This window comes from Streptomyces sp. 1222.5 (genome assembly GCF_900105245.1).
In the GTDB taxonomy this organism is placed as follows: domain Bacteria; phylum Actinomycetota; class Actinomycetes; order Streptomycetales; family Streptomycetaceae; genus Streptomyces; species Streptomyces albidocamelliae.
Window position 1 is genome coordinate 2,010,076 of the sequence record NZ_FNSZ01000001.1, and the last position, 15,603, is coordinate 2,025,678.

Sequence of the window (15,603 nt, forward strand, 5' to 3'; positions counted from 1 at the left end):
GTCGTGTGACACTGTCGTCCCCGTCCACATTGCGGACCCCTCCGCGCCCCGTCCCCCACGAGAAGTGCGACGTGCGTTTGCTTCCTCTGCCGCTCGCCCTCACCGCGCGTCTGTCGCCGGTCGCGGTCCTCGCCTGCGCCGGCTGGGCGCTGACCTCCGGCCCGGCCGCACAGCCCACGGCCACGCATCGGCCGGCGCCCCAGGGTGCGCCCGCCGAGTCCTCCTCCGCCCCGTCGTCCGACGCCACGGTGAAGACGTACGCCGACGCGCCCTCGCCCTGCGGCAGCGTGCCCGTGGGGACCGTCAAGGCCCTGGTGCCCGGGGCGAAGACGGCGGGCAAGGAGATCCCGTCGACGGACACCGAGCTGCGCCGCACCTGCTCCTGGAACGCGCTCAAGGGTTTCGACTACCGCTGGCTCGACGTGTCGTTCGAGATCAGCGACTCCGACCGGGCGGCGAAGCAGCAGTACGAGCAACGGGTCGAGGAGAAGAGCGGCGGCGGCGCCGTCCCCGGGCTCGGGGACTCCGCCTACTCGGTCGTGAACCTCACCACCGAGGACAAGCAGGAGACCCGGGAAGGCGTGGTCCTGGTCCGCAAGGCCAACGCCCTGGTGGTCGTCACCTACAACGGCAGTGACTTCGAGTCGAAGAAGGCCCCGAGCACGGACGAGATCAACAAGGGGGCCATCAAGGCGGCGAAGGCCGCGGTCGGCGCGCTGGGGGGCGGCCGGTCCGGCTGACCGCCCCCCGACCGCCTCAGGCCGCGGCTCCCTTGCGGCCTGTCGCCAGGGTGAGCGCCAGGTAGAGCACCAGGGAGGTGCCGAGCCCCACCGCCCAGCCGTAGTCGGCGAGCGGGGAGAGCGCGGGGATGGGCCGGCCGTCGATCAGCGGTTCGAAGCTGGCGCCGCCGATCGCGAGGACGCCGCCCACCAGGAAGGCCACGACCGCCCGCCAGTTCCAGCCGGCGGCGTACCAGTAGCGGCCCTCCGCGCGGTACAGGTCGGCGAGGTCGAGGCGGGTGCGGCGCACGACCCAGTAGTCGGCGACGAGGATGCCCGCGACCGTGCCCAGCAGACCGCCGACCAGGCCGAGCCAGGTGAAGATGTAGCCCTGCGGGTCGGAGTACAGCTTCCACGGGAAGATCAGCACGGCGAGGACCGCGGTGATCAGCGCTCCGGTGCGGAAACTCACCTTCCTGGGCGCGACGTTGGAGAAGTCGAAGGCCGGGGAGACCAGGTTGGCCGCGATGTTCACGGACAGGGTGGCCACCAGCACGGTCACCAGGGCGTAGAGCAGGCCGACCACGTTGTCGGTCTTGGCGGCGAGCTGGACCGGGTCCCAGACCGGCTCGCCGTACACGGCCTGCGAGCCGGAGGTGACCAGCACCGACAGGAAGGCGAACAGAGTCATCGTCGTCGGCAGGCCGAGGGCCTGGCCCCAGGTCTGCGCCTTCTGGCTGCGGCCGTAGCGGGTGAAGTCGGGGATGTTCAGCGACAGCGTGGACCAGAAACCGATCATGCCCATCAGGGAGGGCCAGAACAGCTTCCAGAAGTCGCCGCCCCAGCCCAGCTCGGACGGCTGGTCGAAGAGCGGTCCGACGCCGCCGGCCTTGTTGCTCATCCACCACAGCATCACCAGCGCGCCGACGATCACGAAGGGCGCGGCCCAGTTCTCGAAGCGCCGGATGGTCTCCATGCCGCGGTAGATGATCGCCACCTGGATCGCCCAGAAGATCGCGAACGACAGCCACATGGTCCAGGCGTGGCCGCCGATCCGCGCGGCGTCGGCCCAGCTGTCACCGATCAGCTTGCCGGCGAGGAAGTAGATGGCCTCGCCGCCGATCCAGGTCTGGATGCCGAACCAGCCGCAGGCCACCAACGCCCTTACGACGGCGGGCAGGTTGGCGCCGCGCACGCCGAAGGAGGCGCGGGCGAAGACCGGGAACGGGATGCCGTACTTCGGTCCGGCGTGCCCGGTCAGCAGCATCGGCACCAGCACGATCAGGTTGGCGAGGGCGATGGTGAACACGGCCTGTTTCCAGTCCATGCCCACCGCGATCAGCCCGGAGGCCAGGGTCCAGGAGGCGGTGTTGTGGGCCATGCCGACCCACAGGGCGGAGAAGTTGTACGTCGTCCAGGTCCGCTTGGCCGCGGGGACCGGGAGGAGGTCCGCGTTGGCGTACGGGCCGCTGGGCGGCTCGGTGCCGGGAGCGAGTTCCACGCGCCCGTCGGGCAGGGTCACTTGGCCGGAGAGGGGTATGGCCGTGGGAGCGGTGTCGGTCATGGGCTGGCCAATCGGGGAGAGAGGGATCGGGCAATGGCCGTTGCGGGCACCAGCCCCCTCCCCGGGACGGCGGGGAGGGGAGACCAAGAGGGGCGTGGGGGGTTCGAGTCGGGTGCGGGGGTCAGGAGTTGACGGCGGGAATGATCCGGCTGCCGTAGGCGTCGATCGTCGCCTCCTGCGCGTCGTGCATGTCGTACACCGCGAACTGGTCGACGCCCAGCGCGCGAAGCGCCTTCAGCTTCTCCACGTGCTTCTCGGCGGGGCCGATCACGCAGAAGCGGTCGACGATCTCGTCGGGGACGAACTGGGTGTCCGGGTTGCCGCTGCGCCCGTGGTGGGCGTAGTCGTAGCCCTGCCGTGCCTTGATGTATTCGGTGAGTTCCTCGGGGACCTGCGCGGAGTGCGCGCCGTACTTGTCGACCAGGTCGGCCACGTGGTTGCCGACCATGCCGCCGAACCAGCGGCACTGCTCGCGGGCGTGGGCGAGGGCCTCGGGCGAGTCGTCCTCGGTGACGTAGGCGGGGGCGGCCACGCAGATCGTCACCTCCGCCGGGTCGCGTCCGGCGGCGGCGGCCGCGTCCTTGACGGCCTTCACCATGTACTCGGTGAGGTACAGGTCGGACAGCTGCAGGATGAACCCGTCGGCCTCCTCTCCGGTCATCTTGAGCGCCTTCGGGCCGTACGCGGCCATCCAGACGGGGAGTTCGGCGCCCTCTCTGATCCACGGGAAGCGGATCTTCGTGCCGCCGAGGTCGGCCTCCTCGCCGTGTCCGAGGGCGCGGATGACCTTCATGGCCTCGCTGATCCGCGCCAGGGTGTTCGGTTTGCGGCCCGCGACGCGCATGGCGGAGTCGCCGCGGCCGATGCCGCAGACGGTCCGGTTGCCGAACATGTCGTTCAGGGTGGCGAAGGTGGAGGCGGTGACCTCCCAGGTGCGGGTGCCCGGGTTGGTGACCATCGGGCCGACCGTCAGCTTCGTGGTGTTCGCGAGGATCTGGCTGTAGATCACGAACGGCTCCTGCCACAGCACGGCGGAGTCGAAGGTCCAGCCGTAGCGGAAGCCGTTGCGCTCGGCCCGCTTCATCAGGCTGATGACACGGGAGGCCGGCGGATCGGTCTGCAGGACGAGTCCGAAGTCCATGGGCGCCACTCCTAGTTGAGGTACTGACAGGTGGAGCGCGGGGTGTAGACGCCGTGGCCGGCGCGTCCGGTGTACTCCCGCTGGTCGACGACGGGCACGCCGCGCGAGAGCACCGTCTCGACCCGGCCGGTGACGCGTTTGCCCTCGTAGGCCGAGTAGTCGACGTTCATGTGGTGGGTCTCGGCGGACATGACCTGCTCGGCGTGCGGGTCGTAGATGACGACGTCGGCGTCGGCGCCCGGGGTGATGGTGCCCTTCTGCGGGTACAGGCCGAACATCCGGGCCGGGGTGGCGCACGCGATCTCGATCCAGCGGCGGCGGGTGATGTGCCCGTCGACGACGGCCTGGTGGAGCAGGTCCATGCGGTTCTCCACCCCGGGCAGGCCGTTGGGGATCTTGGAGAAGTCGCCGCGGCCCAGTTCCTTCTGGCCGGTGAAGCAGAAGGGGCAGTGGTCGGTGGAGACCACCTGGAGGTCGTTGGTGCGCAGCCCCCTCCACAGGGCGGCCTGGTGCTCCCTGGGCCTGAGCGGGGTGCTGCACACGTACTTGGCGCCCTCGAAGTCGGGCTCCGCCAGGTTGTCGGTGGACAGGAACAGGTACTGCGGGCAGGTCTCGCCGAAGACGTTCAGCCCCTCGTCCCGGGCCCGCGCCAGCTCGGCCACCGCCTCCGTCGCCGAGACGTGCACGACGTACAGCGGCGCCCCGGCGACCTGGGCGAGGCGGATGGCGCGGTGGGTGGCCTCGGCCTCCAGCAGGGCCTTGCGGACCTCGCCGTGGTAGCGCGGGTCGGTCTCCCCTCGGGCCAGCGCCTGCTCGACCAGGACGTCGATCGCGATGCCGTTCTCGGCGTGCATCATGATCAGGCCGCCGTTCTCGGCGGAGCGCTGCATGGCCCGCAGGATCTGCCCGTCGTCCGAGTAGAACACCCCCGGGTAGGCCATGAACTGCTTGAAGGAGGTGACTCCCTCCTCGATCAGCAGGTCCATCTCCTTCAGCGTCTCCTGGTTCACGTCGGAGACGATCATGTGGAAGCCGTAGTCGATCGCGCAGTTGCCCTCGGCCTTGGCGTGCCAGGCGTCGAGGCCCTCGCGCAGGGTGTGGCCGACGCTCTGCACCGCGAAGTCGACGATCGTCGTGGTCCCGCCCCAGGCGGCGGCGCGGGTACCGGTCTCGAAGGTGTCGGAGGCGAAGGTGCCGCCGAACGGCAGCTCCATGTGGGTGTGGGCGTCGACGCCGCCCGGGATGACGTACTTCCCGGTGGCGTCGATGGTCCGGTCGGCGCCGAACGCCTCGGCGGCGGGGGTGCCGGTGGCGGCGAGGGCGGCGATACGGCCGTCCTCGATCAGCACGTCGGCGTGGATCTCGTCGGACGCGGTGATGACGAGACCACCGCGGATCACTGTTCGGCGGCTCATGAGCCCTCTCCTTCGTGGTCGCCTGCGGGTCGTCGGTGGCTGGTCGCGCGGTCCCCCGCGCCCCGTGCCGGAGCCGTTGCGGGCTCCGTCGTCAGGGCGCCGTCAGCGGCCCGTACGCGCCCGGCGCGCGGTCGCGGTAGAACTGCCAGCGGTCGCGGACCTCGCGGAGTTTCGCCAGGTCGAGGTCGCGGACGACGAGTTCGGTCTCCTTGTCGCTCGCCACCTCCCCCACGAACTGGGCCTCCGGGTCCACGAAGTAGGTGGTGCCGTAGAAGTCGTTGTCGCCCAGGTCCTCCACGCCGACCCGGTTGATCGCGCCGACGAAGTACTCGTTGGCGACGGCCGCCGCCGGCTGCTCCAGCTGCCACAGGTAGCGGGAGAGCCCGCGCGAGGTCGCGGAGGGGTTGAAGACGATCTCGGCGCCGGCGAGGCCCAGCGCCCGCCAGCCCTCCGGGAAGTGCCGGTCGTAGCAGATGTACACGCCGATCCGGCCGACGGCGGTGTCGAAGACGGGCCAGCCGCTGTTGCCGGGACGGAAGTAGAACTTCTCCCAGAACCCCTGCACCTGGGGGATGTGGGTCTTGCGGTACTTGCCGAGGTAGGAGCCGTCCGCGTCGATCACGGCGGCCGTGTTGTACAGGACGCCCGGCTGCTCCTCCTCGTACATCGGCAGGACCAGGACGATGCCCAGCTCGCGGGCGAGGGTCTGGAAGCGCCGGACGGTGGGGCCCTCGGGGATCCGCTCGGCGTACTCGTAGAACGCCTTGTCCTGGACTTGGCAGAAGTAGGGGCCGTAGAACAGCTCCTGGAAGCAGAGCACCTGGGCGCCCTGCGCGGCCGCGTCGCGCGCCGCCTGCTCGTGGACCTGGATCATGGATTCCTTGTCGCCGGTCCAGGCGGTCTGGAAGAGGGCGGCTCGGATCACTCGGCTCATCGGGACCTCCGGTAGCTCGGTGTGCCGAGAGCCTAGGAAGCCCGGACGGTGCCTTTGAGTGGCAGCGTGTCACGTCTGCGGGGTCCGGGCGTGCCACCGTGTCACGTCTGCGTGGGCTCATGTTTCACCGCCGTTTTCCCAGGTCGTCGCATGTTTCACCCCTGTTGCGCGTCATGCGCGAGGAGCGCGATGTGCACGGAGGCCGCCTGTTCGAAGTCGTCCAGGTCGACGCCGAGGCGGCCCTGTATCGCCTCCAGACGGCGGTAGAGGGCTGGCCGGGAGACATGGTGGAGCTGGGCGGTACGGGACTTGTTGCGGCCCGTCGCCAGGTAGGTCCGCAGGACGTTCAGCAGTTCCGGTTCGGCCGCCCGCAGCAGCCCGTCCAGCTCCCGCTCGGCGAAGGACTGCACGTGCGGGTCGTCCCGCAGCAGCCGGACCAGCCCGCGCAGATGGACGTCCTTCAGCCGTACGACGGCCGGCGGGTCGAGGGCGGCCGTGGAGTCGGCGACGGCCTCGGCGACATGCCGGGCCTCCCGCAGCCCGGCGGGCACGTCGTCCCAGACGGTGCGCGGTTCGGCGGCGGCGACCGTGGCCGCCGGGTCGGTCTCGTCGCGGAGCCGGGCCGCGAAGTGGGCGGTGAGCGCCTGCGCGTGCTGGTCGCGGGCCAGACTGAGCAGGACCGCGGTGGCCCCGTCCGCCAGCTCGGCGACCAGCCCGGGCAGTCCCAGCATGCGCAGCACCCGGCCGAGCCGGGCCGGGTCCCCGCCGGGGACGACGAGCGGGACGAAGGTCCTTCGGTTGACCGGCAGTCCGGCGGCGCGGGCCCGCGGCAGCACCTGCCGGGCCGGTACGACCCCGGAGACCAGGTCGGTGAGCAGGCTCTGCGCGGACTGCTCCTCCCAGCTGTGGGCGGAGCCGCCGCCGAGCATGCGGTGCAGGACCAGCGCCTCGGCGGCCCGGTCGGCGAGCAGCCGTCCGGTGGCCGTGTCGCCGCGGTAGCCGCACAGCAGCAGCCGGCCCCACCGCTCCCCGCGCCCGCCCAGCTCGGCGCTGATCCAGCCGTCTCCCGCGGCGCCGCCGGCCTGCCGGGCGATGCGTTCCCAGTCGCGCAGCACGTCGTCCACCGCGGACCGCTCCCCCGCCGTGGCGAGGACCCGGTGGGCGAGGTTGGTGACGACGACCGGGCAGCCGCTGTGCCGGGCGACCTCGTCGAGGAGCCGGCCGAGCGGGGCGCCGGCCGTGATGAGTCCGGTGAGGGCCGTCCGCACGGTCTCCGACAGGCTGACCGCGGCGAACTTCCGGCGCACCAGCCGGCTCTGGACCTCCTCCGTCAGCTCGGCGAAGGGGAACGGCCGGTGCAGGACCACCATGGGCAGCCCGCACCGCTCGGCGGCCCGGCGCATCACCTCGGGCGGGGTGGGAAAGGCCCGGCCGAGGCCGAGCACGACGGCCGAGGCCTCGGCCCGGTGCAGGGACTGGATGTACTCGGCCTGCTTGGCCTCGTCCCCGGCGAGGAGCACCCCGGTGGTGAGCACCATCTCCCCTCCGGTGAGCATCACGCCGACGTCGGCCGCCTCGGCGACGTGCACCCAGCGCACGGGCCGGTCGAGCTGCCCGGCCCCGGCGACCACTTCCGGCTCCCCGGCGAGCACCCGCTCCAGGGTGAGCACCTGGCGGACGGAGAGGACGGGTTCGGACGGCTGCCGGGCGGGGGGGCGGAGGTCGGTGTCGGATGCCATGGCCGTATCCCTCGCTCGGACGGTGGCGCCCCGACGGGGCGCGGGGATCTGCGCGACCGGCCGCGACGGCCCCGCGGACGACCGCCCACGAGACCCGTCACGGCTTCCCTCGCCACGCGCCTAGTACGAACTCCGCAGCGCGCGTTCGAGGATGGCCGCCCCTTCCTCGGCCTCCGCCACCGTCAGGGACAGCGGCGGGGCGATGCGCAGGGCGCTGGTGTCGTGGCCGCCGCCCTTCCCGATGAGCAGCCCGCCCTCGCGGGCCGCCTCGAGCACGGCGGCGGCCGCCTTCGGATCGGCCTCGTCCGTCCCGGGCCGGACCAGCTCGACACCGATCATCAGCCCGCGTCCGCGCACCTCGCGTACGCCCGGCAGCTTGGCGGCGACGGCCCGCAGCCGCTCGATGAGCAGCCCGCCGACCCGGCGCGCGTTGCCCTGCAGGTCGTGTTCGACCAGGTAGGCGAGGTTGGCGAGACCGGCGGCCATGGTGATCTGCGTGCCGCCGAAGGTGGAGATGCTGTTGGCGTCCAGGCAGTTCATGATCTCGGCGCGGCCGACGACCCCGCCGATGGACATGCCGTTGCCGATGCCCTTGGCGAAGGTGACGAGGTCCGGCGGGCCGCTGCGGGCGTGCGCCTGCCAGCCCCAGAAGTGGTCGCCGGTGCGGCCCCAGCCGGTCTGCACCTCGTCGGCGATCCACAGGATGCCGTGCTCGTTCAGGACCTCGCGGAAGGCGGCGTAGAGGCCGTCGGGCGGGGAGGTGAACCCGCCCACGCCCTGCACCGGTTCGGCGATCAGCGCGGCGGGCGGCCGGGTGTGGCCGAGGATGTCCCTCAGGTCGGCCACGCACGCGTCGATGAACGCGCGGTCGTCGAGGTGGGCGTACGGGCCCCGGGTACGGACGCCGCCGTGGACGTACAGGGTCTGCAGCGGGGACAGCGAGGTCGGGGACCAGCTGCGGTTGCCGGTGACGCCGACCGCGCTGAAGGAGCGCCCGTGGTAGCTGTTGCGCATCGCGAGGACCGTGTTGCCGCGCCGGTAGGTGGTGGCGAGCAGCAGCGCGGTGTCGTTGGCCTCGGTGCCGGAGGTCGTGAAGAACACCCGGGCGTCCGGGATGCCGCTCAACTGGGCGATGCGCTCGGCGAGGTCGACCATCGGCCGGTTGAGGTAGAGGGTCGAGGAGTGCAGGATCCGCCCGGCCTGCTCGCTCACCGCCTTGGTCACCTCGGGCAGCGCGTGAGCGGTCATCGTGGTCAGGATGCCGCCGAAGAAGTCCAGGTACCGGTTGCCCGCGGAGTCCCAGACGTGCCGTCCCTCGCCGTGGGTGATCTCCAGCGGGTCGTCGTAGTAGAGGGCGAGCCACTCGGGCATGACCTGGCGGTGGCGGGAGTAGAGGTCGTTCACGGCTGTACCAGTCCTTCGTAGGCGTCGGGGCGGCGGTCGCGATAGAAGGCCCACTGCTGCCGTACCTGCTCGATGAGGTCGAAGTCCAGGTCGCGGATGAGGAGTTCCTCGGTCTTGTCGCTGGCTACGTCGCCGACGAACTGCCCACGCGGGTCGACGAAGTAACTCGTGCCGTAGAAGTCGTTGTCGCCGTAGTCCTCCTGGCCGATGCGGTTGATGGCGGCGACGAAGTACTCGTTGGCGACGGCCGCGGCGGGCTGCTCCAGCTGCCAGAGGTAGGCGGAGAGACCGCGGTGGGTGGCGGAGGGGTTGTACACCAACTGGGCGCCGTTGAGTCCCAGTTGCCGCCAGCCCTCGGGGAAGTGCCGGTCGTAGCAGATGTAGACGCCCACCTTGCCGACAGCGGTGTCGAAGACGGGCCAGCCCAGGTTGCCGGGCTTGAAGTAGTACTTCTCCCAGAAGCCCTTCACCTGCGGGATGTGGTGCTTGCGGTACTTGCCGAGGAAGGTGCCGTCGGCGTCGATGACGGCGGCGGTGTTGTAGTAGAAGCCGGACTGCTCGACCTCGAAGACCGGTACGACGATCACCATGCCGGTATCGCGCGCGAGTTGCTCCATACGGCGGACCGTCGGGCCGTCGGGCACCGGTTCGGCCCACCGGTAGTGCTCCGCCTCCTGGACCTGGCAGAAGTAGGGGGCGTTGAAGACTTCCTGGAAGCCGATGATCTTCGCGCCTCGGCGGGCCGCCTCGCGGGCGTACTCCTCGTGTTTCGCCACCATGGACTCGGTGTCGCCGGTCCAGGTGGCCTGGACCAGAGCGGCGCGGACGACGTTGGCCATGAGCTGCTCCTTCGACGCGACCTCAGAGCCTCTACGCCCGTAGAGCAGGCCGTAGAGGGACGAAAGTAAGCCTCCCGACGCCCCTTGCCAAGACCATCGTCGTCAACCCGCGGAGTCGATCACGTTTCACACTCCTGTGGGTGAGCGAAGCCGCCCGGCCAGGGGGCGGACGGGGACACGACGGGACCAGGTCCCGGAGGCGCCTCACGATGGGTGCGGCCGGCGTGGCGGGGGCCCGGCCGTCGGAGCGCCTGCCGGGCGAGGCGGCAGCACCGGCGGGACCCGCCCCGGCGCCCCGCCGGGCAACGGTCGCGTCGGGCGCCCTCAACCCGCACGGCGCGCTCCGGGGACCCGCACGGCGGCTCGGAGGGGGCGTCACGGCGCGTGGCCGGCGACGCGGAGGGCGTGGACGAGGTCCCAGTGGCGTTCGGAGGAGACGGCACGGGCCGCTTCCAGGAGGAGGGGGACGAGGCGGTCGGGGGCCTCGGCGACGCTCCGGGCGGCCTCTTCGGGGGTGCGCATGCGCACGTACGCGTCCAGCAGGGCCCGCACCTCCCGGCCGCGCCCCTCGCCCGCCAGCCGCAGCACGGCGGCGCCGATCTGCTCCGCCGGGCGCACCACGCCCTGCCTGAGCATCTGCCGGCCGTCGGCGTCCCGGCCGGCCCCGGCCAGCGCGTCGGCCGCGTCGACCAGGCGCTCGGCGGGCAGCGCGGCGGACTCCCACAGCAGGGTCGCCCAGTCGGCGCCGAGCCCCGCCCGGTGCAGGGCGTCCGCGAGCAGCGGGAGGCGGCCGGCGGGCCATCCCGTGGCCTCCACCAGCAACGCGTGCGCCTCCCCGCTGCGCCCCTGCGCCCGCAGCCGCGCCAGCCGCTCCACCGCGCGCTCGACGGCCTCGGCCGCCGCGTCGTCGACCGCCTCGACGGGGACCGGCACCGGCTCGGCCTCCGCCGCGGCCCCGGCGAACCGGGCTCCCCGCGGCGCGCGCCGCCCACCGCGAGGCTCCACCACCGGCACCGAGGTCTGCGGCACGGCCACCGCGGCGGCCTCGTCCCCGGCCAGCCCGGCGAACCGAGCACCGCCGCGACGGCGTCCGCGGGCCGCCGCCCCTTCCGCCGGCTTCCGCGCCGACTCCTCCAGACGCGACCGGAGTTCGGCGCAGCGGGCGGTGGCACGGTCGTGGTCGTCCTGGGCCCAGGCGAGGTCGAGGCGCAGGGCTTCCGCCTGTTGCGGGGAGGCCGGCGCCGACAGCAGGCGGCTCAGTTCGGCCTTGCGTTCGGCGGCGTACCGCTGCTCCCCGAGCATGGCGTCGAGCCGGCCCGCCAGGGCGTCCCGGGCGCCCGGCCGGGCGTCGTACGCACCGGTCGCGGCGGTGTGCAGCGCGCGGGCCCGCTGCCGTTCGGCCGTCGCGGCGGCGGGGCCGTACGCCGCACCGAGGTCGTGGAGCAGCGCCTCCACCACGTCCCACGGCGGCACCTCCCGCCCGTCCAGGCAGGCCTGCATGCCCTCCGGGTCGCGCTGCCAGAAGACCGCGCTCCAGCCTCCGCCCTGGTCCAGGCGCGCCATGAGGCCGTCCAGGTAGCTCGCGAACTCCCGTACTCGATCGGGAAGTCGATCCCATGCCATCGCCCAGCTCCCGCCCGACTGCCAGCATTCCGGTCGGTAGGCAACACCAGTTGTGTTACCGGACTGCTACGCAGAGTTTTCGGGAAGCCTGCGGACGGCTCAGCATGGGGGGCCGGCCGGTGCGCGCACGGCCGCGTCAGACGACCACGAGCGCGCACCGCTCGACGATGTCGTCCATCGACAGGCCGAGCACCCGGGCCAGCGCGGCCACCGTGAAGAACGCCGGAGTCGGCGCCCGCCCCGTCTCGATCTTGCGGATGGTCTCGGCCGACACGCCGGCCTCGGCGGCGACCTCGGGCATGCTCCGGCCGCCGCGCGCCTCGCGCAGCAGCTGCCCGAGCCGCTCGCCGCGTTCACGCTCTTCGGGGGTGAGAGGGGTGCGCACCATGGAACCGATTCTAATACCGCCCCTCGGCACGGCACCCATTCAAATACCGGTATAGTAATTGGCATGGTGGAGTTGAAGACGGACGCATCGATCGACGCGATGCACGCGGCGGGCCAGGTCGTCGGGCGGGCCCTCACGGCCGTACGGCAGGCCGCGCACGTGGGTGTCTCCCTGCTGGAGCTGGACGAGATCGCACGGGAGGTGTTGCGCGAGGCGGGGGCGTCGTCGCCGTTCCTCGGCTATCGCCCCTCCTTCGCGCCGACCCCCTTCCCAGCGGTGATCTGCGCGTCGGTCAACGACGCGATCGTGCACGGCATCCCGACCCGGTACCGGCTCCGCGACGGCGATCTGCTCTCCGTCGACTGCGGCGCCGAGCTGGACGGCTGGGCCGGCGACTCGGCCGTCAGCTTCGTGGTGGGCCGTCCGCGGGCGGCCGACCTCCGGCTGGTCGACACCGCCGAGCGGGCACTGGCGGCGGGGATCGAGGCGGCCGTGCCCGGCAACCGCATCGGCGACATCGCGCACGCCGTCGGCAGCGTGTGCCGTACGGCCGGCTACGGCATCCCGCAGGGCTTCGGCGGTCACGGTGTGGGCCGCCGTATGCACGAGGACCCCGAGGTGCCGAACGAGGGCCGCCCCGGACGCGGTCTCCCCCTCCGCCCCGGCATGGTCATCGCCATCGAGCCCATGCTGATCGCCGGCGGCAAGGACCACTACTACGAGGCCGACGACGGCTGGACCCTGCGCACGACCGACGGCTCCCGCGCGGCCCACGCCGAGCACACCGTGGCCGTCACGGAGTCCGGCCCCCGCATCCTGACGGCACGGGAAGCCCTCTGACCGGGCCGGCGCGGGAACCGTCAGCCCTCACCTCGACCGGCACGGGAGATCCTCGTGCCGCACGGGAGACCCACGCGCGGCGCGGAATCGGTCCCTGACCCGAGCGGCCCGGACGCCTCCCCGCCCGGTGGACGCCCGGCCGAGCCGGCAGCGACCCCCGCCCCGGCCGCGCGGAAAGACCTCGCCCCCGGCCCCCCCCCGGCCCCGCCCGAGGGACACGCGACACCCTCCGCCCCGCGGGCCACGGGCCCCTCCCCAGGGGCGGCGGACGGAACGGGCATCCCCTCCCGAAGGCGAACATGCCCACCCCCACGGATCGTGACATCGTGGGCATGAGCAACCCGCTCCTGGGCTACCCGGCCGCTCCGCTTGTCGTCAGCGAAGGAACCCATGCCATGACCAACGGCTACCCTCCTGACCCCTTCGGTGAGTTCCTGGCCCGCTTCTTCAGCGGTGCCACGGGCGGGGCCAACCGCCCTCGCCACATCGACATCGGCCGTCTGCTCAGCCAGCCGGCCCGGGAGCTGGTCAAAGGGGCCGCCCAGTACGCCGCCGAGCACGGCAGCCGGGATCTGGACACCCAGCACCTGCTGCGCGCCGCGGTGTCCACCGAGCCCACCCGGAGCCTGCTGAGCCGGTCCGGCGCGGATCCCGACTCGCTCGCGACGGAGATCGACGACCGTTCCGGACCCGTCCAGCACCAGGCGGGCGACGTCCCGCCGCCGACCTCGCTGTCGCTGACCCCGGCCGTCAAGCGGGCCCTGCTCGACGCGCACGACATGGCACGGGCCAGCGGTGCCGGGTACATCGGCCCGGAGCACGTGCTGAGCGCACTGGCCTCGAACCCCGACTCGGCGGCCGGGCACATCCTGAACGCGGCCCGGTTCTCGGCGGGCTCCCTGCCGCCCGAGACCCCGGAGAGCACGCAGACGCGCCCCGAGCGGCAGCGGCCCACCGGCACACCCACCCTGGACAAGTACGGCCGCGATCTGACCGAGCTGGCCCGGCAGGGCCGCGTCGACCCCGTCATCGGCCGGGACACGGAGATCGAGCAGACCATCGAGGTGCTGTCACGGCGCGGGAAGAACAACCCCGTGCTGATCGGTGACGCGGGCGTCGGCAAGACGGCCATCGTGGAAGGGCTCGCGGAGCGGATCGCCGACGGGGACGTGCCGGACGTGCTGGCCGGGCGGCGGGTGGTCGCCCTGGACCTCACCGGGGTCGTGGCCGGCACCCGCTACCGGGGCGACTTCGAGGAGCGCATAAACAACATCGTGGAGGAGATCCGCGCGCACTCCGACCGGCTGATCGTCTTCATCGACGAGCTGCACACCGTGGTGGGCGCCGGCTCCGGCGGCGAGGGCGGCGCCATGGACGCGGGCAACATCCTCAAGCCCGCGCTGGCCCGTGGCGAGCTGCACATCGTGGGCGCGACCACCCTGGAGGAGTTCCGCCGGATCGAGAAGGACGCGGCGCTGGCCCGCCGCTTCCAGCCGGTCCTGGTGCCGGAGCCGACCGTCGAGGACACGATCGAGATCCTGCGCGGGCTGCGCGACCGCTACGAGGCCCACCACCAGATCCGCTACACCGACGAGGCACTGGTCGCGGCCGTGGAGCTGTCGGACCGGTACCTCACCGACCGCCGGCTGCCGGACAAGGCGATCGACCTGATCGACCAGGCGGGCGCCCGGGTCCGGCTGGGCGCCCGGACGAAGGACGCGGACGTGCGCGCGATGGAGCGCGAGGTGGAACAACTGGTCTGCGACAAGGACCAGGCCGTCGCGGACGAGGATTACGACCGGGCCAAGGACCTGCGCGACCGGATCGGCGAGCTGAAGCGGCACATCACCGAGGCGAGCGACGACGACAAGGGCGACGAGGGGCTGGACCTGGAGGTGACGGCCGAGGCCATCGCCGAGGTGGTGTCCCGTCAGACCGGCATCCCGGTCAGCCGCCTCACCCAGGAGGAGAAGGAGCGGCTGCTCGGCCTGGAGGCGCACCTGCACCAGCGGGTCGTCGGCCAGGAGGAGGCCGTCGGCGTGGTCGCGGAGGCCGTGCTGCGTTCCCGCGCCGGGCTCGCGAGCCCCAACCGGCCGATCGGCAGCTTTCTCTTCCTCGGCCCGACCGGCGTCGGCAAGACCGAACTGGCCCGGGCGCTCGCCGAGGCGCTGTTCGGCAGCGAGGACCGCATGGTCCGCCTCGACATGAGCGAGTACCAGGAGCGGCACACGGTGTCCCGACTGGTGGGTGCCCCACCCGGGTACGTCGGCCACGAGGAGGCCGGACAGCTCACCGAGGTGGTGCGCAGGCACCCGTACTCGCTGCTGCTGCTCGACGAGGTGGAGAAGGCGCACCCGGACGTCTTCAACATCCTGCTCCAGGTGCTGGACGACGGCCGCCTGACCGACTCCCAGGGCCGGACGGTGGACTTCACCAACACCGTCATCGTCATGACGAGCAACCTCGGCTCCGAGGCGATCACCCGGCGCGGCGCCGGCATCGGCTTCGGGCCGGGTGGCGCGGAGGCCGACGAGGAGGCTCGGCGCGAGCAGATCCTGCGGCCGCTGCGCGAGCACTTCCGGCCCGAGTTCCTCAACCGTATCGACGAGATCGTGGTCTTCCGACAGCTGACCAGCGAGCAACTGCGGCAGATCACCGACCTGTTGCTGGAGGGCACACGGCGGCTGCTGGACGGACAGGGCGTCGGGGTCGAGTTCACGACCGCGGCCGTGGACTGGCTCGCCGAGCGCGGCTACCAGCCGGAGTACGGCGCCCGGCCGCTGCGCCGCACCATCCAGCGCGAGGTGGACAACCAGCTGTCCAGGCTGCTGCTCGACGGCACCATCTCGGAGGGCAGTCGGGTCACGGTGGACGTGAAGGACGGGCGGCTGGACTTCCGCACCGGTGACGCCCCGCACCCCGCACCGGAGTTGTGAGGGACACGGCGCCGCGCCCCGGCGGGGGCACGGCGCCGCGTGGCGCCCTGACTCCGACTTC

Annotated in this window: 12 protein-coding genes; 3 read left to right on the plus strand and 9 right to left on the minus strand. The window is 72.3% G+C overall.

The genetic code is table 11. The annotated features are described in order from the left end of the window. Window positions 1–71 precede the first annotated feature (71 nt). Window positions 72–740, plus strand: coding sequence for a hypothetical protein (locus BLW57_RS09060; RefSeq protein ID WP_093473512.1), 669 nt, complete (start codon window positions 72–74; stop codon window positions 738–740). 16 nt (window positions 741–756) lie between these two features. On the opposite strand, the gene BLW57_RS09065 is transcribed toward BLW57_RS09060, so the two are convergent. The 9 genes from BLW57_RS09065 to BLW57_RS09105 form a co-directional block, all read right to left on the minus strand. After that, window positions 757–2,283 carry an NCS1 family nucleobase:cation symporter-1 gene (locus BLW57_RS09065; RefSeq protein WP_093473514.1) on the minus strand — a complete coding sequence of 509 codons (1,527 nt, stop codon included), beginning with the start codon at window positions 2,281–2,283 and terminating at the stop codon, window positions 757–759. Between the two features lie 121 nt (window positions 2,284–2,404). Beyond that, window positions 2,405–3,424 (minus strand): TIGR03842 family LLM class F420-dependent oxidoreductase, encoded by a 1,020-nt coding sequence (locus BLW57_RS09070; protein ID WP_093473516.1) that lies wholly within the window; start codon window positions 3,422–3,424, stop codon window positions 2,405–2,407. Window positions 3,425–3,435: 11 nt separating this feature from the next. Beyond that, window positions 3,436–4,839 (minus strand): dihydropyrimidinase, encoded by a 1,404-nt coding sequence (hydA, locus tag BLW57_RS09075; RefSeq protein ID WP_093473518.1) that lies wholly within the window; start codon window positions 4,837–4,839, stop codon window positions 3,436–3,438. A 91-nt stretch (window positions 4,840–4,930) separates the two neighbouring features. Next, entirely contained in the window at window positions 4,931–5,773 is an 843-nt protein-coding gene (locus BLW57_RS09080) for a nitrilase-related carbon-nitrogen hydrolase (RefSeq protein ID WP_093473520.1), read from the minus strand. A gap of 155 nt (window positions 5,774–5,928) precedes the next feature. Beyond that, window positions 5,929–7,512, minus strand: a complete 1,584-nt coding sequence (locus BLW57_RS09085) for a PucR family transcriptional regulator (RefSeq protein WP_093473522.1) — start codon at window positions 7,510–7,512, stop codon at window positions 5,929–5,931. Between the two features lie 120 nt (window positions 7,513–7,632). Further along, window positions 7,633–8,883 carry an aspartate aminotransferase family protein gene (locus BLW57_RS09090; protein WP_176985916.1) on the minus strand — a complete coding sequence of 417 codons (1,251 nt, stop codon included), beginning with the start codon at window positions 8,881–8,883 and terminating at the stop codon, window positions 7,633–7,635. A 29-nt stretch (window positions 8,884–8,912) separates the two neighbouring features. Beyond that, the gene (locus tag BLW57_RS09095) at window positions 8,913–9,755 is read right to left on the minus strand and encodes a nitrilase-related carbon-nitrogen hydrolase (protein ID WP_093473526.1); all 843 of its coding nucleotides are present in this window, start codon (window positions 9,753–9,755) and stop codon (window positions 8,913–8,915) included. A 375-nt stretch (window positions 9,756–10,130) separates the two neighbouring features. After that, on the minus strand, window positions 10,131–11,378 hold the full coding sequence (locus tag BLW57_RS09100; protein WP_093473528.1) for a hypothetical protein: 1,248 nt from the start codon (window positions 11,376–11,378) through the stop codon (window positions 10,131–10,133). Window positions 11,379–11,514: 136 nt separating this feature from the next. After that, a complete protein-coding gene (locus tag BLW57_RS09105) occupies window positions 11,515–11,766 on the minus strand; it encodes a helix-turn-helix domain-containing protein (RefSeq protein ID WP_093473530.1) in 252 nt (83 codons plus the stop codon). A 63-nt stretch (window positions 11,767–11,829) separates the two neighbouring features. On the opposite strand from BLW57_RS09105, the gene map reads away from it, so the two are divergent. Together map and BLW57_RS09115 are read left to right on the plus strand one after the other, a co-directional pair. After that, window positions 11,830–12,606, plus strand: coding sequence for a type I methionyl aminopeptidase (gene map / locus BLW57_RS09110; protein WP_093473532.1), 777 nt, complete (start codon window positions 11,830–11,832; stop codon window positions 12,604–12,606). Window positions 12,607–13,001: 395 nt separating this feature from the next. Continuing rightward, window positions 13,002–15,542 carry an ATP-dependent Clp protease ATP-binding subunit gene (locus tag BLW57_RS09115; protein ID WP_093473534.1) on the plus strand — a complete coding sequence of 847 codons (2,541 nt, stop codon included), beginning with the start codon at window positions 13,002–13,004 and terminating at the stop codon, window positions 15,540–15,542. Window positions 15,543–15,603 lie beyond the last annotated feature (61 nt).